Raw genomic sequence first — 22687 nt, forward strand, 5'->3', positions numbered from 1 at the left:
GGATAATCAGGAGCCCGGAAACGCAGGCGCAGAAGTGCTTCTGTTACGCGTTTACTTTCGCAATCAGATCCATCATTTTCAGTTTTTGATCGCTGGAAACTTTACGCACTTCCAGTTCAATATTGCGTTCATTGAGTTTGCGGAATGCGGCGATATCTTTTTCATCAACCGAGACCGCATTATTGACCTGGGTTTTCCCCTGGCGGAACGCCATCCCGCCGATGTTGACCGTTTTAATATCGACACCCTGTTCAACTACACGCAGGACATCGGTGGGGTTGGTAAACAGCAGCATGACGCGGTCCTGACCATACTTCGGGTTGTTCCACACCCGCACCATTTTGTCGACATCCACCACATGGGCCGTCACGCCGGGCGGCGCGACCTGCGTCAGCAGGGTTTTGCGCACGTGATCGTTGGCCACTTCATCGCTGACCACGATAATACGCTGAACGTTGGTCTCTTTAGTCCAGCGCGTCGCGACCTGTCCATGAATCAGACGGTCGTCAATGCGCGCCAGCCCGATCTTCATGTGATCACCAGGCGCCATTGGCTTAGCCGGTTGTGCCGCAGCGGCCGGTTTCACCGCAGCCGGTGCCGGTGCTTCTTCTTTCGCTTTCAGGGCTTTGACCCCTTCACGACCGGTCTCCACCGCCACGGCGACCAGTTCGTCAAATCCGGGATCGTCATCGCGTGCCATCAGGGTTTCGACCAGCATCGGAATATTGACCCCGGCGATGACCTCATAGTGTGGCTTGTCGACAACAATGCGGCTGGCCGCATTGAACGGGCTGCCGCCCCAGGTATCGACCAGAAAAAGAACCCCCTTGCTGGTATCCAGTTCTGCCAGTCGTGCCTGATATTTTTCAATCAGCGTTTCTGCATTTTCACCGGGGACAAAGTCTATCCAGCCGATATTCTCCTGCTCGCCTAACAGCATTTCTGCTGTCTTCAGCAGTTGTTCCGCTGCCCAGCCGTGTGTACCAATTACTATCGCAATGGTCACGTGCTACCTCCGTTCGCTAGAGATGCTCATCTGAGTAAATGAACTGTATTGAGACATGTTTTGATTATTTGTTTAACCCGGTCGTTCGACTTTCTGATATAGCGCCGAAAAAACAGGGGTTAACTTCATCAAGGCGGTAAAGTCGCGATTTATTTTAGTGATCGAAAAAATAAATTATGTGATGTCTGTCAGCTATTCACCCCGTCAGGTGGCGCTTTACCTTTTTTATGCGCCCGATCATCCGTTATGCAGATTGTAAAAATAAGAAAATTTTTTGACGCAATTTACCGACCTGATACATTAACGTTCTGTTTATTACTCAGGAGTAACGGGCTTCAGCCCACCTTTATGGATCGTCACCGACGTCGCTTAATCTGTTCTTTGCGCCTGCTGGCGCGTCACCTTTCGCCTCGCGGCGTTTTCACCGCTTTCCCGACTACCCGGATGTCACGCTTCGCTGCGCTGACAGGCACCGGCTCGATCTGTTCCCTGTTCTGGAGTCATAAATAATGGAATTTTTATTCGACCCCTCAATCTGGGCGGGTTTACTGACGCTTATCGTGCTGGAAATCGTACTCGGCATCGATAACCTGGTGTTTATTGCTATCCTGGCCGACAAACTGCCGCCAAAGCAGCGTGATAAAGCACGTCTTATTGGCCTGTCGCTGGCGCTGGTGATGCGTCTGGGCCTGTTGTCGCTGATCTCCTGGATTGTCACGCTGACCACGCCTCTCTTCAGCGTAGGCGGTTTCAGCTTTTCCGGACGAGATTTAATCCTGCTGTTCGGTGGTTTCTTCCTGTTGTTTAAAGCGACCATGGAGCTACACGAGAGGCTGGAGAACCGTCAGCTTGATGGTTCCGCAAATCGGGGATATGCCAGTTTCTGGGCAGTGGTATTGCAGATTGTAGTGCTGGACGCGGTCTTCTCACTGGATGCGGTGATTACCGCCGTGGGTATGGTGAACCACCTGCCGGTGATGATGACTGCCGTGGTGATTGCCATGGGTGTGATGCTGCTGGCGTCTAAACCGTTAACCAACTTTGTTAACGCGCATCCGACCGTGGTGGTGCTCTGTCTGAGCTTCCTGTTAATGATCGGTCTGTCGCTGGTGGCAGAAGGCTTCGGTTTCCATATTCCGAAAGGCTACCTCTATGCGGCGATTGGCTTCTCGATTCTGATTGAGCTTTTCAACCAGATTGCACGTCGTAACTTTATTCGCCATCAGTCAAATCGTCCGATGCGTGAGCGCACCGCAGAGGCGATTCTGCGCCTGATGGGCGGCCGTAACCGTGCTCAGACGGCCAGCAATGGCAATAGCAGCAGTAACACCAGCACCAGTGAAGAGTCGGCGCTGACGGAAGCGATGCCGCAGGAAGCGTTTAAAGATGAAGAGCGTTACATGATTAATGGCGTGCTGACGCTGGCTTCCCGCTCGATTCGCAGCATTATGACGCCACGCGGTGATATCTCCTGGGTTGATGCGAATCGTCCGGTAGATGAGATTCGCGGTCAGCTGCTGGATACGCCTCACAGCCTGTTCCCGGTCTGCCGGGGTGAACTGGATGAAATTGTTGGCGTGGTGCGCGCCAAAGAGCTACTGGTGGCGCTGGAGCAGGGTGTGGATGTGGCGACCTTCGCGGCGAATACACCGACCATTGTGGTGCCGGAGACGCTGGATCCGATCAATCTGCTTGGCGTGCTGCGTCGTGCCAAAGGCAGCTTCGTGATCGTCACCAATGAGTTTGGCGTGGTGCAGGGTCTGATTACGCCGCTGGACGTGCTGGAAGCGATTGCGGGTGAATTCCCGGACGAAGATGAAACGCCTGATATTGTTGCAGATGGCGATGGCTGGTTAGTGAAAGGCGGAACCGATCTGCACTCGCTGCAGCAGTTACTCGACTTCCATGAGCTGGTCGATCCGACAGAAGATCACGCTTCTCTGGCGGGTCTGCTGATTGAGCAGAAAGGGCAGTTACCGCTTCCCGGCGAGGTGATTGATATCACGCCGCTGCACTTCCAGATTATCGAAGCGACGGATTACCGTATCGATCTGGTGCGCGTCACCAAAGATAAACCGCATGACGAGGAAGATGAGGAGTAACGCTTCACGTTGTTACTGAGGCGCTGCCGGTATCACCGGCCGCGCTGAATCTCTCTGACAGCCGCTGCAGAAACGCCGCGGCTGTTTTTTTGTGTGCAGGGAGTTATATCAGGGTGGCGCGGCGCTAACGCGGCAGTTAACGGCGGGCATCAGCCTGATGCAGCGTCAGCCAGGCTGGAAAGTCTTCCAGCGGCATCGGGCGGGCCAAATAGTAGCCCTGCAGATGATCCACCCCGCGTTCGCGCAGATAATCCGCCTGTTCAGCCGTTTCTACCCCTTCAGCTACCAGACTGATATTCAGGCGCTGGGCCAGCGAAATCACCATATCCGTTACCGTGGCGTTAATGGCATCCGTACCGATAGCCGCCGTGAAAATCTTGTCGATTTTGAGCACGTCTGGCTGCAAATCTTTCAGGTAGGAGAGCGAGCTGTGACCGGTGCCAAAGTCATCAATCGCCAGCCGGACGCCAATGTCGTGCAGTTGTGTAATCACTGATTGATCGACGACCGGCAGGGCATCCCGCTCAGTGAGTTCTACTACCAGTTGCGGCACCGGACTGGCAGGCCACCACAGGTTCTGCAGATCGTCCAGAATGGCACGGTCGCGGAAATGACTGGCGGCCACATTGATGGCGATATGAAAGGCGGGATCATCGGGCAACTGCGGCAGCTGTCTCACCACCTCGTTCAGCACAAAGCGCGTCAGCGGCTTGATCAGGTTCTGGCGCTCGGCCAGCGGAATAAAGACATCCGGTGCGATCCAGCCCTGGCGGGCGTTATGCCAGCGCAGCAGCAATTCTATACCGTCACACTCGCCGCTTTTGCTGTTGATCAGCGGCTGGCAATAGACCATAAACTCACGGGCCGTAATGCCATAGCTGATTTGCCAGCTGAGGCTCATGCGATTTGCCGTTGCCAGCCAGATAATGTAGCCCATCAGCAGGCTCAGCAGCAGCGCCAGCGGCAGCTGTGAGGGAAGTGTCGCCAGCGCCAGCCGTGTCGGCGAAGGGCCATAGAGGGTGAGCGTAAACGGGTAGCGCAGCGAACCCTGCTCGTAACTCACTTCGTCATCTGCCGGCACCGTTGGTTCTATCAGCGGATTGCCATACTCCAGGCTCTCACCATTAACATTAAACACAGCGCGTTCAACCCAGGGCAACTGAGGCTCCAGCAGGTAGTTACTCATCATTTCAATGTTGATGACCTGCAATATTCCCGAACGGTTATCCAGGCTTTTTGGCGTCCACAGCAGTAAAACCGGCGAGCCTTTCAGCAGATACTGATCGGTTGAGAGGGTCATACGCTGGCTGTTGAAGGCAAGGTCAGGATAAGTCTGGCTGAAAGGGATAGTGCGCGGGCCGTAAATACTGGAGCAGTAAAGCATGTCGTTTTCGACCAGCAGAATGGCACGTACCGTCTGCAGAGAGGAGATTTTTTCGACGAGCGGAAAACGCACGTCCTGACAGGGAACGCCCACCAGCCCCAGCGTATTATTGGCTGAAACCTCCAGCGGTGAAAACATCCGGTCAAACCGCATAATCGCTTTGTCGGCGAAATCCATCGCCTGCTGTTCAATACGTGACTTCTCTTCGATGTAGCGAAAGGCCAGCGTTAATATCAGCACCACGGTGGCGATTGACAGTGCGATCAGCAAACGCTTGCGTCTGAATTGTCCAACAAATTGCTGGGCCATAAACATCAGTATCCACCTTCCCAAAAAGCCAGAAAAAAGCAAAAAATAACGGGGTTAGTATCGGCACGGCCAGGTCAATATTGAGGCCGGAATGCAGAAAAGCGGGTCTGGAAAGCTGCGCAGACCGGACGGCTGCGCGGAAAACACTCTACCGTTTAAACCTGCGCTGAGATAGCGCAGGATGCGGATTTTATTACGTTTGCACGTTATTTATGCGATTAAACGTTTCGCTTAATCACACTGAACTTTAATCGCCAGACCGCCACGGGAAGTTTCACGGTATTTCGCGTTCATATCCTTGCCGGTCTCATACATGGTCTCAATAACCTTATCCAGCGAGACGCGGGGTTCACTGGTGCGACGAAGTGCCATACGCGCCGCGTTAATGGCTTTAACCGAGGCGATAGCATTACGTTCAATGCAGGGAACCTGAACCTGACCGGCCACGGGGTCGCAGGTCAGTCCCAAATTATGCTCCATGCCAATTTCAGCGGCGACACACACCTGTTCCGGGCTACCCCCCAGCAGCTCTGCCAGACCGGCAGCCGCCATCGAACAGGCGACACCCACTTCACCCTGGCAGCCCACTTCCGCACCCGAAATAGAGGCGTTCATTTTGTACAGCACGCCTATGGCGCCCGAGGCGAGGAAATAGCGCAGGAAAATATCAGGCGTCACCGGCTCGATAAAGTGATCGTAGTAAGCCAGCACCGCAGGCACGATACCGCAGGCACCGTTCGTCGGCGCCGTGACCACACGGCCACCTGCGGCGTTCTCTTCGTTGACCGCCAGCGCAAACATATTGATCCAGTCGATAACAATCATCGGATCGCTGGAGTGCTTGGTGGAGGAGGTCAGCAGGCGACGCAGGGAGGCGGCACGACGGGGTACGCGCAGCGGGCCTGGCAATACGCCTTCAGTATTCAGACCGCGATCGATACAGGCCTGCATGGTCTGCCAGATGTTGGTGAAATAGGCATGAATCTCGTCGCGGCTGTGCAGTGCCAGCTCATTTTTCATCACCAGGCCCGACAGCGACAGGCCGGTTTCGCGACAGTGCGCCAGCAAATCTTTGGCGGAGTGGAACGGCCAGGGCACAGAGACCTCATCCAGTGCCGACTGACCGAAGTGCTCTTCATCCACAATGAACCCACCGCCCACGGAGTAGTAGGTTTTCGACAGGATCAGCAGGTCGCCCGCAAATGCCAGCAGGCGCAGGCCATTTTCATGCAGTGAGAGGTTCTCACTGCGGAACACCATGCCGCCTTCGCGCGGGAAATCAACTTCATGCGCGCCTTTTGCCAGCAGCAGACGCTCACGCTGTTCAACATCTTTAATAAATGCGGGAATGGCATCGATATCTACCGTGTCCGGCGATTCGCCAGCCAGACCCATAATAATGGCGATATCCGTGTGATGCCCTTTGCCGGTCAGCGACAGAGAACCGTAAACATCCACGGCGATCCGGGTGACCTCCTGCAGCTTTCCCTGTTCGCACAGCAAATCCACAAATTGTTTACCCGCTTTCATCGGGCCGACAGTGTGCGAACTCGAGGGGCCAATGCCCACTTTGAACATGTCGAAAACACTAATCACAGGTGACACTCCTCACATTTATTCTCAGTCTGCCGGGGCAGTTTATGGCGCCCATAGTAATGGTCATGCACCGGAAAAGAGCAGCTTTTCGCATGAAATAAACTTATCAAAACAGATAGAAAAAATTATAGCTCAGCCCGGCAGGTCGCTGACGGGCTGGAAGGGAGAAAAAGAAGTAGAAAGGTCTCAGAAGGCGATCTGCGTACTCAGTGAACGGATAATCCCTGCTGTCATGCCCCACACCAGATAATCCTGATAGCGCGACAGCCAGACCGGATGGCGTACACCCGCCCGATGCACCTCCAGCGCGCTGTAGCGGCTGAGCTGCAGTGCCTCAGCCAGCGGCATCTCGAAGGCACTGCTCACCTCATCCGGATTAATCGTTAAGCGCAGATTGGCCGGAATAATGCCCAGTACCGGTGTTACCTGAAAGCCGGTGCTGCTGGTGACGGCGGGCAGCGCGCCTAATATCTCGACCTGCTGTGGATCGATACCGACCTCTTCCTGCGCCTCACGCAGGGCGGTGGCGATCAGCGAGGCATCGGTGTCATCCTGCATGCCGCCGGGAAAGGCGACCTGTCCGGCGTGTTTGCGCAGGGCGTGCGAGCGCTGCGTCAGTAACAGACCCGGTTCATGACGGGCTACAATCGGCACCAGCACCGCGGCATGACGTCCGGAAAGACGCTGCGTGCTGCGGGCCGGCTGCTGCAGAAGAAAGCGGCTGCGGAAAACCTCAAGCGTCAGTGCCAACTGAACCTCCTGTCTGTTCCAGTGCCGGTAAAATCCGGCTGACTTTATCGAGCGTTTCCTGATACTCCGCTTCAGGATCGCTGTCTGCCACCAGCCCGCCACCTGCGGCACAGTAAAGCTGCTGGCCTTCGGCAATCAGTGTGCGGATCGTGATGCTGGTATCCATCCGGCCACACAGGCTGAGATAGCCGATACTGCCGCACCAGGCATTGCGCCGCTGCGGCTCCAGCTCATCAATAATCTCCATCGCCCGAATCTTAGGCGCACCGGTTATCGAGCCGCCCGGAAAACAGGCGCGCAGCAGATCGGTGGCCTGCAGGGTGTCAGGCAGCTGCGCCCGCACCGTGCTGACCAGATGATGGACGGCGGGGAAGGGTTCAACCACAAACAGTTCAGGCACCGTGACCGAGCCGGGCAGCGCCACGCGGCCAATATCGTTGCGCAGCAAATCGACAATCATCAGGTTTTCAGCCCGATCTTTCTCCGCATGACGCAGTGCCTCAGCCTGTTGCGCATCCGCAATCGGATCGGCACAGCGTGGCCGGGTGCCTTTAATTGGTCGGGTTTCAATCTGGTTTTGATTCAGCGACAGAAAGCGCTCCGGCGACAGGCTGAGGATCGCACTTTCCGGCAGGCGCAGAAACGCGCTGAACGGCGCGCGGTTAGCCGCGTTAAGCAGAGTAAACGCCTGCCACTCATCACCCTGATAACCGGCCTGAAAACGCTGCGCCAGGTTAACCTGGTAACAGTCACCGGCCTGAATATAGGCCTGAACCGCAGCAAAACGCGCGGCGTAATCGGCATAGCTCAGATTAGAACGCCAGCCGCTGGTCAGTGAAAAAGGCACGGCTTCACGCGCGGGCCACTGCGCCAGCCAGGCGGCGCGCGCCTGAGCGTCATTTAAGGCCACCAGCGTCAGGGTTTGCTGATGATGATCGGCAATCAAGGCCCAGTCATAGATCCCCACGGCCATGTCCGGGGTTGTAAGATCGGCTGCGGCTTTTTGGGGCAGCAACTCAAACCGGCGGCCCAGATCATAACCAAACAGGCCGAGCGCACCGCCCTGAAACGGTAGCGCTTCGCAGGCCGCAGGCGTCACGCCCAGCGCATCACATTGTTGCTGCACCAGCAGCAGGGGATCCGCGGCCGATTCGGACGTGCCGGTCGTGTCGCTGATGGTCGTGATCGGCCCGCGGGTCACCAGGGTGGCGCGGGGATCGGCCGTCAGAATATCGAAGCGGTTGTCGCTGTGGCTGGCCTGCGCGGAGGAGAGCAGCATCGCCCACGGCAGATGGGCAAGGGTGGCAAAACGCTGTGTCAGCGCATCCGGGGTATAATCAAGCGTGAGGGTTTCAACAATCATCGGGCAGACAAATCAGCAGGCAAAGAGGCGGTCAGACTGACATATTTTTTCCCGACTGGCACCTGTTAGTTCCGCATGGGATACTGTCGGCCCCAACGCAGGAGTAGAACATGTTTATTGGATTACCGGCTCTCTCACATGAGCAGCAACAGCAGGCCGTCGAACGTATTCAGGAGTTAATGACGGGTGGTTTATCGAGCGGTGAAGCGATCGCCCAGGTGGCGCAGGAAATCCGTCAGAATCACAAGGGCGAACAGATTCGGGCGTTATTCGACGACGAAGATGAAGAAAACGAAGAGGAATAACACCCGACGTCTTTAGCGTGCAGCGATGATTTTAATTTCGATTTTGTACTTTGGATTCAGCAGCCCGGCCTGAACCGTACAGCGCACTGGCGCATTGCCCGGTGAGACCCAGGCGTCCCAGGCGCGGTTCATGGCGGGGAAATCAGCCTTATCCACCAGAAAGAGCGTGGCATCAAGGATCTTACTTTTATCGCTGCCGAGCCGGGTCAGAATGGCATCAATCACCGCCAGCGCGTTAGCGGTCTGCGCTTCTGCGTCAGCCTCCAGATTCTCAGGCACGCTGGTGTAATAGATGGTGTCGTTATGAATAACAGCTTCGGACATGCGATGTTCCGGGTCAATGCGGGTAATACTCATCGGTTTCTCCCTGGTTAAGTGCGCATTAGCCTGGCACACTCCCGATACTGCTGTCACCCCTTACGGCCCTCTCGCCTTACAGGCAGCGCTCAACAATCGCCTGTCTGTCTGCCATCACATCCGGGGACATCCGGAAGGTCGTGAAATATTTCACCTCCGCCCCTTTTCTATGGGGTGAGACATCCGCAAAAATAGAATCTTCCCAGGTGAAGACGCTGATCTCACTGCCGGCAGGCTGGGTGTGAGTAGTGTTATCCCGGGCAATAACGCGGGTGGTGGACCAGCCACGATAAATACAGTCGCTGAGCTGAGGGACGGTACGGGTGCTTTGACCCTGAAAAACGGGTGGCTGCAGACGAGCCTGATCAGGCGTGGGAGCCTGGCAGCCACAAAGTAGCAGCACGCCAGCCAGAGAGCCGATGCGGTAATAGTTCATAACATGCCTCCGCCTGAGTCAGGCAGTCGGGTTAAGGCCATCTGCATAACACCGCCTGAACGGCAATGTTAAACCAGTCTCAGCACGTCAGCCTGCGGATGCCACATCCCAACCGTAAGCTGATTTAATCATTATAATCCGGGCGGTTATTTCCTCGCTGCGTTCCTCTGCATTTGATAACTGCATCACACTGTCGGTCTGGCAGGATTGAATGAGGTGTCAAAGGTTACTTGCCAGCCCATGACGTTAACAGGCGGGCAAAGGCACGGAATTGAGGGCGCTGATGGCTTAGAAATGGTATAAATCCGCCAAAGTTAACGCCACAGGATGAGGATGAGAATATGGCGAATACGCAGTATCTGTTTTGGGTGATGGCTGGCGCACTGACGCTGCTGTTTATTGTTATTGCGGCGTTTGTGGGGTTATCCAAAGGCAGTAAGCAGGGCGTGATTACATTTGCGGTACTGTTCGTCATTATGCTGGCGGGCGCGCTTTACATACACCACTAGCGCTAAGCAATCAGATCATTTTCAGACTGTTACAGCAATTTCACGCCTTGCTCACATTTCAGGCGGAAAATGTGCGGCCTCAGTTGCCGGTTAACTATGCTCAGTTGAAATAGCAGCACTGCTATTTATCACCGGAGGTAATTATGTCTGAACGTCCTGATTATGATGAACCGCTGCCAGATGATGCTGAGATCTATCCGGAAGATGAAGAAGAGGATGAGGAAGACGATCCGTCAGAAAAGGATGTTTAACCGTCTGAAAGGGATATCTGTCGAAGTGCCTTTCTTCTGATTCAGGCTTACACCGCAAAACCGCCAGTCGTGCAGTTTTGCGGTTTCTCACTTCTGTAGCCTGCACCGATTCGCCTCTTTCTTCGCTGTTTTATCTCTGAGCCTGCCGATCAATTTGTTCTTCAGGTTTACTACTGAGTCTATTTCCTGAAGCAGGTAATCCATTTTAATTATCGCGAAAACCGCTATTTGAAATATAAATCCTACAAGTGATATTTATTAAATTAACATCGATAAAAATTATAGACTCGTTATTCAATCCTGTTTTGATTAACCGCATTTTGTCATCTTGCTGACGCAAAGCTGAGAGGAATAGTATTCCTGCCGCACATTAGCTTATTAAGCAGGGATAAAATGAAACAACTAAAAATGTTAAGTCTGGTTATAGCAATTTCGTCTGTCAGCGCAGCAGGCGCAGCAGGCGCCGCAGAGCCACACTGGACGTATGAAGGCAAAGCCGGTCCGGCGCACTGGAGTGAACTGACCAGCGACTTCCACATGTGTCACGAAGGCAAGTCACAGTCGCCCATTAATATTACAAATCCGATCGAGGGACATTTACAGCCGCTTGATCTGGCTTATCACACATCCGCTGAAAAGGTTATTAATAATGGTCACACCATTCAGGTAACCGTTGATGAGGAAGATGACTTTGTGCTGGATGGTGAAAGATTCACACTGCGTCAGTATCATTTTCATACGCCGAGTGAAAACCAGATTAACGGAGAAACGTTTCCGCTTGAAGCCCACTTCGTTCACAGCAAAGAGGATGGCGATCTGGCCGTAGTCGCGGTGATGTTTAAGGTTGGTAAAGAGAATCCGGCACTGATGCCATTAATTGACGCAATGCCGAAACAGGAAAACAAACAGGTAAACATTAACCGGCAGGTCGATTTACGCGCACTCTTTCCGGCAGACCTGCACTACTATCGTTTCAGTGGTTCCCTCACGACGCCACCCTGCAGCGAAGGTATTCGCTGGCTGGTGCTGAAAGATCCGGTTACGCTCTCTCAGGCGCAGCTCGACGCGTTTAAGCAGGCGCTGAAAACCACCAATAACCGTCCGCTGCAGCATCTTAATGGCCGGATGATTGTTCAGTAATAACGGCGTTTAGCGCTTCTTCAGCCTGCGCAAATGACTGATATGTCCTCAGGCATACCGGCAACGCGATGGGTTCTTTTCAGGCGGCTTCGGGCCGCCTTTTCTGTGTCTGTCAGCTGTAAATTCGGGTGGCTTAAGACGGCATTGCTATCGGCATAAAAATCATAAGTGGTTGATATTTTTCGATTTTGCTTTGTTAATCCAATACTGACATAATTACAGTGTTTTTGCCGTTCTTAGTGAGGGTATGTGGCAGACGATTTTGCAGTGGATGGCGCTCTGGCGCTGGCAATCGCAGGCTTTAAGCCGCGTGAAGCACAACGTGAGATGGCGCAGGCGGTATCTGAAGCCGTAAAACAGCAGGGTGAACTGGTGGTCGAAGCCGGCACCGGCACCGGTAAAACCTATGCTTACCTGGCACCCGCTTTGCGGGCCGGTAAAAAAGTGATTGTCTCTACCGGATCCAAAGCGCTGCAGGATCAGCTCTATGCCCGCGATCTGCCCACGATGATCAAGGCGCTAAAGTTCAAAGGAAAAACTGCCTTACTGAAAGGACGTTCCAACTATCTCTGTCTGGAACGCATGGAACAGCAATCTATGGCAGGCGGCGATCTCACCGTACAGGCTCTGACTGACCTGGTGACGCTGCGTAGCTGGTCATCACAGACGGAAGATGGCGACATCAGCAGCTGTGCGGGCGTCACCGAAGACAGCCCGGTCTGGCCGCTGGTGACCAGCACCAACGATAATTGCCTCGGCACCGATTGCCCGCGCTATAAAGAGTGCTTCGTGGTTAAAGCGCGTAAGCGCGCCATGGACGCCGATGTGGTCGTGGTTAACCACCACCTGTTTCTTGCCGACCTGGTGGTGAAAGAGGGCGGCTTCGGTGAACTGATTCCCGAAGCGGATGTGATGATATTCGACGAAGCCCATCAGTTGCCTGACATCGCCAGTCAGTATTTTGGTCAGCAGCTCTCCAGCCGTCAGTTACTCGATCTCGCCAAAGATATTATTACCGCCTACCGCACCGAGGTGCGTGATGCTCAGCAGCTGCAGAAATCCGCTGACCGCCTGGCGCAGTGCGCGCAGGATTTCCGCCTGGCATTAGGCGATCCCGGCTATCGCGGAAATCTGCGCGAACTGCTCAGCGATAATCAGATACTGCGTATGTTCACCCTGCTGGATGATGCGCTGGAGCTCTGTTACGACGTCATCAAACTTTCTCTGGGTCGTTCAGCCCTGCTGGATGCCGCCTTTGAGCGGGCCGCGCTCTATCGTGGCCGGCTAAAACGGCTGCGGGCGATCAACGAGCCGGGCTACAGCTACTGGTATGAATGCACCTCGCGTCACTTTATCCTGGCGCTGACGCCGCTCTCGGTAGCGGAACGTTTTCGTGAGGTGATGGATAACCGCAAGGCGGCGTGGATTTTCACCTCGGCGACACTGGCGGTAGATGAGAAAATGGCCCACTTCGCCGAACGGCTGGGTGTGAATGCGGCAAAGAGCCTGATTCTGAACAGCCCGTTCGACTTTGCGAAGCAGGCTTTGCTTTGTGTGCCACGCAATCTTCCGGAACCTAACCGTCCCGGTGGCGCTCGCCAGCTGGCCGCGATGATGAAACCGCTGATCGATGCCAATAAAGGCCGCTGTTTCTTCCTCTGTACTTCGCATCTGATGATGCGAGAGCTGGCCGCAGAGTTTCGCGCCTCGATGACACTGCCGGTGCTGGTACAGGGTGAAACCAGCAAAGGTCAGTTACTGAAGCAGTTCATTGAGAAGGGCAATGCTCTGCTGGTGGCGACCAGCAGCTTCTGGGAAGGGGTGGACGTGCGCGGTGATGCGCTGTCGCTGGTGATCATCGACAAACTGCCCTTTACCTCACCGGAAGATCCGCTGCTGAAAGCCCGAATGGAAGACTGCCGGATTCGCGGCGGCGATCCCTTTGCCGATGTGCAGTTGCCGGATGCGGTGATCACCCTGAAGCAGGGTGTAGGCCGTCTGATTCGTGATACGGACGATCGTGGGGTGCTGGTCATTTGCGATCAGCGTCTGGTCTCACGACCTTATGGCGCGCTGTTTCTCAACAGCCTGCCGCCGACGCCGCGCACACGGGACATTGCCCGTGCCATCGCCTTTATCCGCCAGCAACCCGAACCAGACGCATAATTTTATGCTAAGATGCGCGCCGTTTTCTTTCTTCTGAGGTAGTCATGTCAGCCCGAATTTTAGCGCTGGATACGGCGACAGAAGCCTGTTCAGCCGCCTTGCTGAATCAGCAACAGATTGATGCCCGATTCGAGATTGCTCCGCGCGATCATACGCAGCGTATTCTGCCGCTGGTCGAGGAGCTGCTGCTGGCGCAGCAGCTGGAGCTGACCGAACTGGACGCGCTTGCTTTTGGCCGGGGTCCTGGCAGTTTTACCGGCGTGCGGATCGGTATTGGTATTGCGCAGGGACTGGCACTGGGCGCATCACTGCCGATGCTCGCCGTTTCCACCCTGGCGACGCTGGCGGAAGGGGCCTGGCGTCTGCACGGGGCAACCCGGGTCTTAACCGCTATCGATGCGCGGATGGGCGAGGTTTACTGGGCCGAATATCAGCGTGATGAGCAGGGTGCCTGGCAGGGTGAGGCCAGTGAAAGCGTGCTGTCACCCGAGGCAGCACTCGCCCGGATGCAGGCGCTTTCTGGCGACTGGATGACCGCCGGCACCGGCTGGCAGGCCTATCCAGCCTTGCAGCAGGGGCACGATCTGACCCTGAACGCCAGCGACGTTACACTGCCCGCCGCTCAGGATATGCTGCCACTGGCGACTCTGGCGCTGGCGCGGGGAAATACGCTGCTGCCGGAGACGGCGGAGCCGACCTATCTGCGGAATGAAGTTGCCTGGAAAAAATTACCAGGCCGGTAAAATCCACGCAACTTATTGTTATACGTCCAGTCTAAGTCTTTACCTAACGGGAGAACGTCTATGTCGTCAATGTGTGGTAAAGGGCTTTCAGGTCTTCTGCTGACCTGTGTGCTGGCGTTAACCGGCTGTGTTTCCATTCCTGACACGCTGCAGGGCAGCTCACCTCAGCCGCAGCAGGATCTGTTGCGGGTGATGAGCGATCCCTCGCTCTTTGTCGGGCAGGAATCGCGCTTTGGCGGCAAGGTGGTGAATGTCACTAACCTGAACGGCAAAACCCGGCTTGAGATTGCGGCACAGCCGCTGGATGAGAGCGCCAGACCGCGTCTGGGTGCGGCCTCGGTTGGCCGGATTTATGCTGACATTCACGGTTTTGTTGATCCGGTGGATGTCAGAAACCAGTACGTTACCGTACTGGGTACGCTGAAGGGCACGGAGCAGGGTAAAATTGGTGAGGCCGATTACAAATTTGCGGTCATCGATGTGCGCGGTTATCAGCGCTGGCGGATTGCCCAGCAGGTAACAGCACCGCCACAGCCGATGGATCCCTGGATCTGGTATGGTCCGACCCGTCATCGCGGCGGATACTGGGGACCTAATCCCTACTGGGGAATGGTCAACACCGGACCCTCAGAGGTGCAGACCATCCTGACCGAATAAGTGTAAACATGATTTATCCAGCCCGGTCGCGGTGCTCGCTACCGGGCTTTTTATTGGCCTGTTTTCCCAGCACGAAATTTAGTGATGCACTTCGCAACCTCAACATGCCGAAACAGGCAAACTGGTACAATCAGTTAAAATATTGTTAACAAACCAGATTGGCTGAGGCAGCGATGGAAATACAACATAATTATCGGGGTGGATCCTTGAATAAGGTTTGGCTGAAACGCTACCCGGCAGATGTGCCTGCCGAAATAAGTGCAGATCGTTACACCTCGCTGGTGGATCTGTTTGAGCAGGCCGCAAAACGCTACGCCGATCAACCCGCGTTCCTGAACATGGGTCAGAAGATGAGTTATCGTCAGCTGGAAGAGAAGAGCCGTGCCTTTGCTGCTTATCTCCAGCACCAGCTGGGCCTGAAAGCAGGTGACCGGGTGGCGCTGATGATGCCTAACTTACTGCAGTATCCGGTGGCCCTGTTTGGTGTGCTGCGTGCCGGTATGGTGGTGGTCAACGTGAATCCGCTCTACACGCCGCGTGAGCTGAAGCATCAGCTCAATGACAGTGGAGCCAGCGCCATCGTGATCGTCTCAAATTTTGCGCATACGCTGGAAAAAGTGGTGGCGGAAACCGCTGTGCGGCATGTCATCCTGACCCGGATGGGCGATCAGCTGGCACCGATAAAAGCCACACTGGTTAACTTTATCGTTAAGTATGTGAAGAAGCTGGTGCCGAAATACCATTTGCCGGGCGCCATTTCGTTTCGCCAGGTACTGGAAGTGGGTGCCACGCTCAATTATCAGCGACCGACGGTTTCGAATGACGATCTCGCCTTCCTGCAATACACCGGTGGCACCACCGGCGTGGCGAAAGGGGCGATGCTGACCCATCGCAACATGCAGGCGAACCTGGAGCAGACTCGCGCGACTTACGGCAAGGTACTACGTGACGGAAAAGAATTTGTGGTCACCGCGCTGCCGCTTTACCACATCTTCGCTTTAACCGTGAATGGCCTGCTCTTCCTGGAGCTTGGCGGCCAGAATCTGCTGATCACCAATCCCCGCGATATTCCCGGCTTCGTTAAAGAGCTGAGTAAAGTGCCGTTTACAGCGATTACCGGCGTGAACACGCTGTTTAATGCGCTGCTCAACGATGAGCAGTTCAATAAACTCGATTTTTCAACGCTGCGTCTCTCTGCGGGTGGCGGAATGGCGGTGCAGAAAGTGGTAGCTGAGCGCTGGGAAAAGCTTACCGGACACTATCTGCTGGAAGGCTACGGCCTGACCGAATGTTCGCCGCTGGTATCAGTCAATCCGTATGACATCAACTGTCACACGGGCAGTATCGGCCTGCCGGTTCCTTCAACCGACGTACGCATTCTGGATGATGCCGGAAACGAAGTGCCGCCGGGGGAGCCGGGCGAACTCTGTATCAGCGGCCCGCAGGTGATGCTGGGCTACTGGCAGCATCCGCAAGCGACAGCGGAAGTGCTGAAAAATGGCTGGCTCCACAGCGGTGATATTGTTACCGTTGACGAGGAAGGGTTTATTCGCATCGTAGACCGCAAAAAAGATATGATTCTGGTCTCAGGCTTTAATGTCTATCCGAATGAGATCGAAGATGTGCTGATGCAGCACCCGAAAGTGCGTGAAGCCGCGGCAATTGGCGTACCCAGCGATCTGTCAGGTGAAGCAGTAAAAGTCTGCATCGTGAAAAAAGAGGCGTCGCTGACCAAAGAAGAGGTGCTCGATCACTGTCGACGCCAGCTGACCGGTTACAAGGTGCCAAAAATCATTGAGTTCCGTGATGAGCTACCGAAAACCAATGTGGGCAAGATCCTGCGGCGTGAGCTGCGCGACGAGGCGAAGCCCGGCGCGAACTGAATCTGTATCAGAATTGAGGTTGAACGCCGGCATGTCCGGCGTTTTTATTGTGTTTAACATGGAGCGCCGCGCGTTGTTGGCTGCGGTGGAAATCAGACGTGAACTATTCCCTTATTGACCAGGATGAACAACTGGCTGACGTATGCCAGAAAGCCCGCCAGCATGCAGCGGTGGCACTGGACACCGAATTTGTCCGCACCCGCACCTACTACCCTCAGCTTGGCCTGATCCAGCTGTTCGACGATCACCAGCTGGTACTGCTTGACCCGCTGAACATCCGTGACTGGTCACCCTTTATTGCCCTGCTGACCGACACCAGCGTGACTAAATTCCTGCATGCCGGGGGAGAAGATCTGGAAGTCTTTCTGCATCGTTTCGGCGTGCTGCCGACGCCGATGATCGACACCCAGATTCTGGCAGCCTTCTCCGGCCAGCCTCTATCCTGGGGCTTTGCTTCCATGGTGGCGCATTTCACGCAGGTCGAGCTGGATAAAAGTGAATCACGTACCGACTGGCTGGCTCGCCCTCTGACCCAGCGTCAGTGCGAGTATGCGGCAGCGGACGTTCACTATCTGCTGCCGATTGCCCGTCAGCTGATGTTCAACACGGAAGAGGCCGGCAACATGGCGGCGGCACTCAGTGAGTGCGATAACCTGTGTCAGCGCCGTCTCGACAGTGTGGCACCGGATGAAGCCTGGCGGGATATCACCAACGCCTGGCAACTACGTCCGCGTCAGCTGGCGGCACTGCAACGGCTGGCGGCCTGGCGTCTGAAGCTGGCGCGTGAAAAGGATATGGCGGTTAATTTTGTGGTGCGCGAAGAGCATCTGTGGAAAGTGGCGCGCTTTATGCCTGGCTCTCTGGGTGAGCTGGATCATCTGGGGCTGTCAGGCCACGAAATCCGTTTCCATGGCAAAACGCTGGTGGCGCTGGTAGCTGAAGCAGAGGCGCTTGATGAGAATGAACTGCCGGCTCCGCTGGGCAATCTGATCGACCATCCGCACTACAAGCAGGTGTTTAAGGCAATGAAGGCGCTGGTACAGCAGGTGAGCGAGCAGAGCGGATTCAGTCAGGAGTTACTGGCGTCACGACGTCAGATTAATCAGGTGTTAAGCCTGCACTGGGGCCTGAAGCCACAGGGACGTCAGCCGGAGCTACTTACCGGATGGCGGGGCGAACTGCTGAAACCCGGCATTGAGGAGATTCTTGCGGGTTGTTAACCGGTTAAATTTCCCCTGCCACTGCGCAGGGGAAATTCAGGAAACGGTCAGCGTCATTTAGTCACTTCATCCGTTTCCGGCAGCGTGACGTTCAGCTCCAGAATCGAGATGTCATCACCTTTCTGATCGAGCTGTACCGTGACCATTTCCGGATCGATCTTCACATATCTGCAAATCACTTCCAGAATGTCGCGCTTAAGTTGCGGAAGATAGTGGGGCTCACTGTCGCCCCTTCTCCGTTCTGCCACGATAATCTGCAGCCGTTCCTTGGCTATGTTGGCAGTGTTCTTCTTCCGGGATAAAAAGAAATCAAGTAATGCCATGGTTTATCCCCCGAACAGGCGTTTCAGGAAACCCTTCTTCTCTTCTTCGATAAAGCGGAAGGGGCGTACTTCACCGAGTAACCGTTCAACGGTATCGGCATAGGCTTTGCCAGCATCAGATTCGCCGTCAAGAATCACCGGCTCGCCCTGGTTAGAGGCACGTAACACCGATTGATCTTCAGGGATCACGCCGACCAGAGGAATGCGCAGAATTTCCAGCACATCTTCCATGCTCAGCATATCGCCACGGTTTACCCGGCCAGGGTTATAACGGGTCAGCAGCAGATGCTCCTTCACCGGGTCCTGACTGTTTTCAGCGCGGCGGGATTTAGAGGAGATGATGCCGAGGATGCGGTCGGAGTCGCGGACAGAAGAGACTTCCGGGTTGGTGGTGATGATGGCTTCATCAGCAAAGTAGAGCGCCATCAGTGCGCCCGTTTCAATCCCTGCCGGTGAATCGCAGACGATGAAATCGAACTCCATTGCGGCTAAATCGTTCAGGACTTTCTCAACACCTTCACGGGTCAGCGCATCTTTATCGCGGGTCTGCGATGCAGGCAGAATGTAGAGCTGCTCAGTGCGTTTGTCGCGAATCAGCGCCTGGTTGAGCGTGGCATCGCCTTGGATAACGTTAACGAAGTCGTAGACCACACGGCGCTCACAGCCCATGATCAAATCCAGGTTACGCAGACCGATATCAAAGTCGATAACGACCGTCTTTTTGCCTTTCTGCGCTAAACCGGTGGCGATGGCCGCGCTTGACGTGGTCTTACCAACGCCCCCTTTACCGGATGTAACTACAATAATGCGTGCCATAAATGTTGATTTCCTTAACAAAAGAAAAGGGGCCTAATTAAGTGTCTGGATAGTCAGCGCGCCATCCTGCAGGCACAGGCGCGCGGCTTTACCAAAAAATTCTTGTGGGATCTGATCCATGATCCAGTACTCCCCGGCAATCGAGACCAGCTCGGCCGCCAGGTTAGTACAGAAAATCTGGCAGTTGCGATCGCCGCTGGCACCTGCCAGGGCGCGACCGCGCATCATGCCGTAAATATGAATGTTGCCATCGGCGACCAGTTCGGCACCGGCACTGACGCTGCTGGTGATGATTAAGTCGGCGTCACGCGCATAAATTTGCTGGCCTGAGCGCACCGGCGTGTTCACGATGCGGGTTTTCGCTGCTGCCGTCTCGGTTACAACCGGCTGCGGTTCAGGAGTGGGGGCCGGCTGCGGTGCTTCGGCGCGCGGCCTGGCCTCTTTGCCTTCTGCCAGTACCGGCAGCCCTGCACGCACGATCATGCGTTTCAGTGCTTCATCTTTGCAGCCGCTTACGCCGACAATGCGCAAGCCGGTAGCAAGAATCGCCTGCTGCAGCTGTTTCCAGTTAACATCGGCACTCAATGTGGCGACGTTAAGCACCACAGGGGCGTTTCTCAGGAAATCGGGAGCCTGGTCAATCTTGTCCTGGAGTGCCTTGCGAATCACCGCAGGGTCATGGTGATGCAAATGGACGACAGACAGGGTGAAACTGCTACCTTTGAATTCGATTGGCGTTTGCGACATCTGTCCCGACTCAGTCCTGTTTTCACTACCGTTAACCTGACGATGATAAAATCATCGCTGAAGCGCTAACGGTGAATATTCGAAGTTCTGCAAGCATGTTATAGTTACAGCTATATTCAGACAAGCCTCAACGCCGGTTAATTCGAGTAAAAAATATGTTTTGTGTGATCTACAGAAGCCCGTTACGTGACCAGACTTATCTCTATGTTGAAAAAAAGGACGATTTCTCGCGCGTTCCGGAAGAATTGCTGAAAGGATTTGGCAAGCCGCAGCTGGCGATGGTGCTCAAGCTGGCGGGCCGCGACAGGCTGGCTAATGCGGATATCAATAAAGTTAAGCAGGGATTGAGCGAGCAGGGTTATTATTTACAGCTTCCACCGCCGATTGAAAGTCTGCTAAAAATTCATTTAGAGGCCGATAAAAAAGTTTAACTCGGATTCTTCTGTAAATATAAATCCTGTTGGTGCGATACTGCAGGGTTAATATTGCTCTGAAGCTGCGCAAAATTAACGGCGCAGCTTATCTGTTTCACCCCTGTTTAAATACCCAGTCCACATTCTCATACCTTATTTGTACGATTATTCAGCATGCCAGGTGCATCGTTTACGCTTTTTGACAAATTCCGCACCCCGAATGGTTAAAAGGATCTTATTATCACGCTCTGTTGCTGGCATTTCGATCAATGCATCAGCAAACATCAACCCGCCAGCCGCGCTGGCATCACACCTAACCTGAACAGGGGATGAGCATGTATCAGCATCATAACTGGCAAGGCGCTCTGTTAGATTTTCCGGTCAGCAAAGTGGTTTGCGTCGGCAGTAATTATGCAAAACACATTAAAGAGATGGGCAGTGCGACGCCAACCGAGCCGGTGATCTTTATCAAACCGGAAACGGCGCTGTGTGATTTGCGCCAGCCGCTCTCCATTCCCGACGCTTTTGGCGAAGTTCATCACGAAGTTGAACTGGCGGTGTTGATTGGTGCAACGCTGAAACAGGCGAGTGAAGAACACGTGGCTAAGGCGATTGCAGGCTATGGCGTGGCGCTGGATCTGACGCTGCGCGACCTGCAGTCCGGGCTGAAAAAAGCGGGCCAGCCATGGGAAAAATCAAAAGGCTTTGATAACGCCTGTCCCATCTCCGGTTTCATCCCGGTAGCCGAATTCAGTGATGATCCACAGAATGTCGAGCTTAAGCTGGTGGTAAACGGAGAAGTGCGTCAGCACGGCAACACCGCCGATATGATTCACAAAATTCTGCCGCTGATTGCCCATATGAGCTACTATTTTACGCTGCGTGCAGGCGATGTCATTCTGACCGGGACACCTGAGGGTGTGGGTCCGATGCGCTCGGGTGACAAGCTGGAAGTGTCGCTGGCGGGTCACGGCATCAGCACGCGCGTACTCTAAAAACTTGCATCACCGCAGCATAGGCTTTATAAGGTGCGTTTCAGGCACAACCCGGACAAATCATCATGACTGACACCCCTTTCTGGCAACAAAAACGCCTGGCACAAATGAGCGATGAGGAATGGGAATCCTTGTGTGATGGTTGTGGCCAGTGTTGCCTGAACAAGTTGCAGGACGCTGACACGGATGAGATTTACTTCACTAACGTCGCCTGCAATCAGCTCAATATTAAAACCTGCCAGTGCCGTAACTATGAGCGCCGCTTTGAATTAGAAGAGGATTGCATCAAGCTGACGCGTGAAAATCTGACCACCTTCAACTGGCTGCCGCGCACCTGCGCCTACCGGTTGCTGGGTGAGGGCAAAGGATTGCCAGTCTGGCATCCGCTGCGGGCCGGTTCGAAGACCGCGATGCATGCGCAGCGAATTTCGGTGCGTTATATTGCGGTGCGGGAGAGTGAAGTGCGGGACTGGGAAGATCATATTATTGATCGCCCCGATCGTAACGGCTAAACGCCACGGTATCATCTGAAACGTAAAAAGGCTGCCAGTGGCAGCCTTTTTCGATCTCAGCACGTTTCGTGTCAGCGACCAAAGAGATCGCGACGCTTAGGTTTGAAAGGCTGAGCAATCAGTACCAGCACGGCGACCAGCAGATAACCAGCAAACACCCCAATCATCCACTGCGGCATGCTGAGTGTCAGGAAAGTCCAGCTGCGTTCTGCACAGTCGCCGCTGGCCAGAAACACCGACGGCAGCCACTTATCCAGCGGTAACCCGCTGGGAAAACGGGCAGCAAAATCACAGGTCGTAAACGGGTTTGGATGCAACTGAATCATCGTATGTTCATAAGAGAGACGCAGGCCCTCCCAGGCACTGTAGATCCATAATGCCAGAGCGCCCAGACGCAGCGGTGATTTCGGCGCAATCGCACCGACCAGACCCGCGCCCAGCACACCAAACAGCGCATTACGTTCATAAATACACATCACGCAGGGCTTTAATCCCATCACGTGCTGAAAGAAGAGTGCCGTCAATTCCAGTGCAAGCGCCGTCAGTGCCAGTAATAACCAGGCTCCCCGACCACGAGAACATTGATTCAGATATCGCAACATATTGCATTCCCTGTAAACGTTAATGCCACGCAGTGTAAACCAAAAGCGCGGGCAAACCAGCCAGGTACAGGGAAAAATCGTGTGCAAACATGACCTGATTCT

General features: G+C 54.6%; 23 protein-coding genes. 12 read left to right on the forward strand and 11 right to left on the reverse strand.

Going from position 1 to position 22687, the window contains the following annotated elements; translation table 11 throughout:
* Positions 1-43 precede the first annotated feature (43 nt).
* Positions 44-1006, reverse strand: coding sequence for a PTS mannose transporter subunit IIAB (gene manX, locus IV493_RS07480; protein WP_095707096.1), 963 nt, complete (start codon positions 1004-1006; stop codon positions 44-46).
* Between the two features lie 509 nt (positions 1007-1515).
* Between manX and IV493_RS07485 the strand changes: the two genes are divergently transcribed.
* Positions 1516-3108, forward strand: coding sequence for a TerC family protein (locus tag IV493_RS07485; protein WP_195858021.1), 1593 nt, complete (start codon positions 1516-1518; stop codon positions 3106-3108).
* Positions 3109-3244: 136 nt separating this feature from the next.
* Here the strand turns inward: IV493_RS07485 and IV493_RS07490 are convergent, their stop codons facing one another.
* From IV493_RS07490 to pabB, 4 genes are all read right to left on the reverse strand, one after another.
* Positions 3245-4807 (reverse strand): EAL domain-containing protein, encoded by a 1563-nt coding sequence (locus IV493_RS07490; protein WP_195858022.1) that lies wholly within the window; start codon positions 4805-4807, stop codon positions 3245-3247.
* A 225-nt stretch (positions 4808-5032) separates the two neighbouring features.
* Positions 5033-6397, reverse strand: coding sequence for an L-serine ammonia-lyase (locus IV493_RS07495; RefSeq protein ID WP_095707097.1), 1365 nt, complete (start codon positions 6395-6397; stop codon positions 5033-5035).
* Positions 6398-6583: 186 nt separating this feature from the next.
* Complete coding sequence (locus tag IV493_RS07500; RefSeq protein ID WP_195858023.1) at positions 6584-7147, reverse strand: CoA pyrophosphatase; 564 nt, start codon at positions 7145-7147, stop codon at positions 6584-6586.
* Complete coding sequence (pabB, locus tag IV493_RS07505) at positions 7131-8510, reverse strand: aminodeoxychorismate synthase component 1 (protein ID WP_195858024.1); 1380 nt, start codon at positions 8508-8510, stop codon at positions 7131-7133. The genes IV493_RS07500 and pabB overlap by 17 nt, the downstream gene beginning before the upstream one ends.
* Before the next feature lie 110 nt (positions 8511-8620).
* On the opposite strand from pabB, the gene IV493_RS07510 reads away from it, so the two are divergent.
* Positions 8621-8815, forward strand: a complete 195-nt coding sequence (locus IV493_RS07510) for a YoaH family protein (protein ID WP_013358092.1) — start codon at positions 8621-8623, stop codon at positions 8813-8815.
* A gap of 12 nt (positions 8816-8827) precedes the next feature.
* On the opposite strand, the gene IV493_RS07515 is transcribed toward IV493_RS07510, so the two are convergent.
* Complete coding sequence (locus IV493_RS07515) at positions 8828-9172, reverse strand: RidA family protein (RefSeq protein ID WP_013358091.1); 345 nt, start codon at positions 9170-9172, stop codon at positions 8828-8830.
* A 76-nt stretch (positions 9173-9248) separates the two neighbouring features.
* Positions 9249-9608, reverse strand: coding sequence for a hypothetical protein (locus IV493_RS07520; protein ID WP_013358090.1), 360 nt, complete (start codon positions 9606-9608; stop codon positions 9249-9251).
* A 341-nt stretch (positions 9609-9949) separates the two neighbouring features.
* Between IV493_RS07520 and IV493_RS07525 the strand changes: the two genes are divergently transcribed.
* The 7 genes from IV493_RS07525 to rnd all read left to right on the forward strand — a co-directional run bounded on the left by IV493_RS07525 (position 9950) and on the right by rnd (position 18177).
* Complete coding sequence (locus IV493_RS07525) at positions 9950-10117, forward strand: hypothetical protein (RefSeq protein WP_013358089.1); 168 nt, start codon at positions 9950-9952, stop codon at positions 10115-10117.
* Positions 10118-10761: 644 nt separating this feature from the next.
* A complete protein-coding gene (locus IV493_RS07530) occupies positions 10762-11508 on the forward strand; it encodes a carbonic anhydrase (RefSeq protein ID WP_195858025.1) in 747 nt (248 codons plus the stop codon).
* Between the two features lie 249 nt (positions 11509-11757).
* Positions 11758-13674, forward strand: a complete 1917-nt coding sequence (locus IV493_RS07535) for an ATP-dependent DNA helicase (protein ID WP_013358086.1) — start codon at positions 11758-11760, stop codon at positions 13672-13674.
* Positions 13675-13718: 44 nt separating this feature from the next.
* A complete protein-coding gene (gene tsaB / locus IV493_RS07540; protein WP_195858026.1) occupies positions 13719-14417 on the forward strand; it encodes a tRNA (adenosine(37)-N6)-threonylcarbamoyltransferase complex dimerization subunit type 1 TsaB in 699 nt (232 codons plus the stop codon).
* Positions 14418-14477: 60 nt separating this feature from the next.
* Complete coding sequence (locus tag IV493_RS07545) at positions 14478-15074, forward strand: Slp family lipoprotein (protein WP_013358084.1); 597 nt, start codon at positions 14478-14480, stop codon at positions 15072-15074.
* 206 nt (positions 15075-15280) lie between these two features.
* Entirely contained in the window at positions 15281-16957 is a 1677-nt protein-coding gene (fadD, locus tag IV493_RS07550; RefSeq protein WP_146210981.1) for a long-chain-fatty-acid--CoA ligase FadD, read from the forward strand.
* Between the two features lie 98 nt (positions 16958-17055).
* Positions 17056-18177, forward strand: coding sequence for a ribonuclease D (gene rnd, locus IV493_RS07555; protein ID WP_195858027.1), 1122 nt, complete (start codon positions 17056-17058; stop codon positions 18175-18177).
* 53 nt (positions 18178-18230) lie between these two features.
* Here the strand turns inward: rnd and minE are convergent, their stop codons facing one another.
* Genes minE through minC form a run of 3 tightly spaced genes read right to left on the reverse strand, consistent with a single transcriptional unit; the run spans position 18231 to position 20063 of the window.
* A complete protein-coding gene (gene minE, locus IV493_RS07560; RefSeq protein ID WP_008925314.1) occupies positions 18231-18500 on the reverse strand; it encodes a cell division topological specificity factor MinE in 270 nt (89 codons plus the stop codon).
* Positions 18501-18503: 3 nt separating this feature from the next.
* The gene (gene minD / locus IV493_RS07565) at positions 18504-19316 is read right to left on the reverse strand and encodes a septum site-determining protein MinD (RefSeq protein WP_003852716.1); all 813 of its coding nucleotides are present in this window, start codon (positions 19314-19316) and stop codon (positions 18504-18506) included.
* A gap of 33 nt (positions 19317-19349) precedes the next feature.
* Positions 19350-20063 carry a septum site-determining protein MinC gene (gene minC, locus IV493_RS07570; protein ID WP_195858028.1) on the reverse strand — a complete coding sequence of 238 codons (714 nt, stop codon included), beginning with the start codon at positions 20061-20063 and terminating at the stop codon, positions 19350-19352.
* Positions 20064-20218: 155 nt separating this feature from the next.
* On the opposite strand from minC, the gene IV493_RS07575 reads away from it, so the two are divergent.
* From IV493_RS07575 to IV493_RS07585, 3 genes are all read left to right on the forward strand, one after another.
* Positions 20219-20494 (forward strand): YcgL domain-containing protein, encoded by a 276-nt coding sequence (locus tag IV493_RS07575; protein ID WP_003852719.1) that lies wholly within the window; start codon positions 20219-20221, stop codon positions 20492-20494.
* A gap of 317 nt (positions 20495-20811) precedes the next feature.
* A complete protein-coding gene (locus tag IV493_RS07580; RefSeq protein WP_195858029.1) occupies positions 20812-21471 on the forward strand; it encodes a fumarylacetoacetate hydrolase family protein in 660 nt (219 codons plus the stop codon).
* Between the two features lie 65 nt (positions 21472-21536).
* Complete coding sequence (locus IV493_RS07585; RefSeq protein ID WP_013358078.1) at positions 21537-21983, forward strand: YcgN family cysteine cluster protein; 447 nt, start codon at positions 21537-21539, stop codon at positions 21981-21983.
* 71 nt (positions 21984-22054) lie between these two features.
* Here IV493_RS07585 and dsbB read toward each other — a convergent pair whose 3' ends face one another.
* Positions 22055-22585: a disulfide bond formation protein DsbB gene (gene dsbB / locus IV493_RS07590; protein WP_013358077.1), complete on the reverse strand. Its 531-nt coding sequence runs from the start codon at positions 22583-22585 to the stop codon at positions 22055-22057.
* Between the last annotated feature and the right edge of the window lie 102 nt (positions 22586-22687).

Source organism: Pantoea sp. SM3640 (assembly GCF_015654165.1).
GTDB classification, from domain to species: domain Bacteria; phylum Pseudomonadota; class Gammaproteobacteria; order Enterobacterales; family Enterobacteriaceae; genus Pantoea; species Pantoea vagans.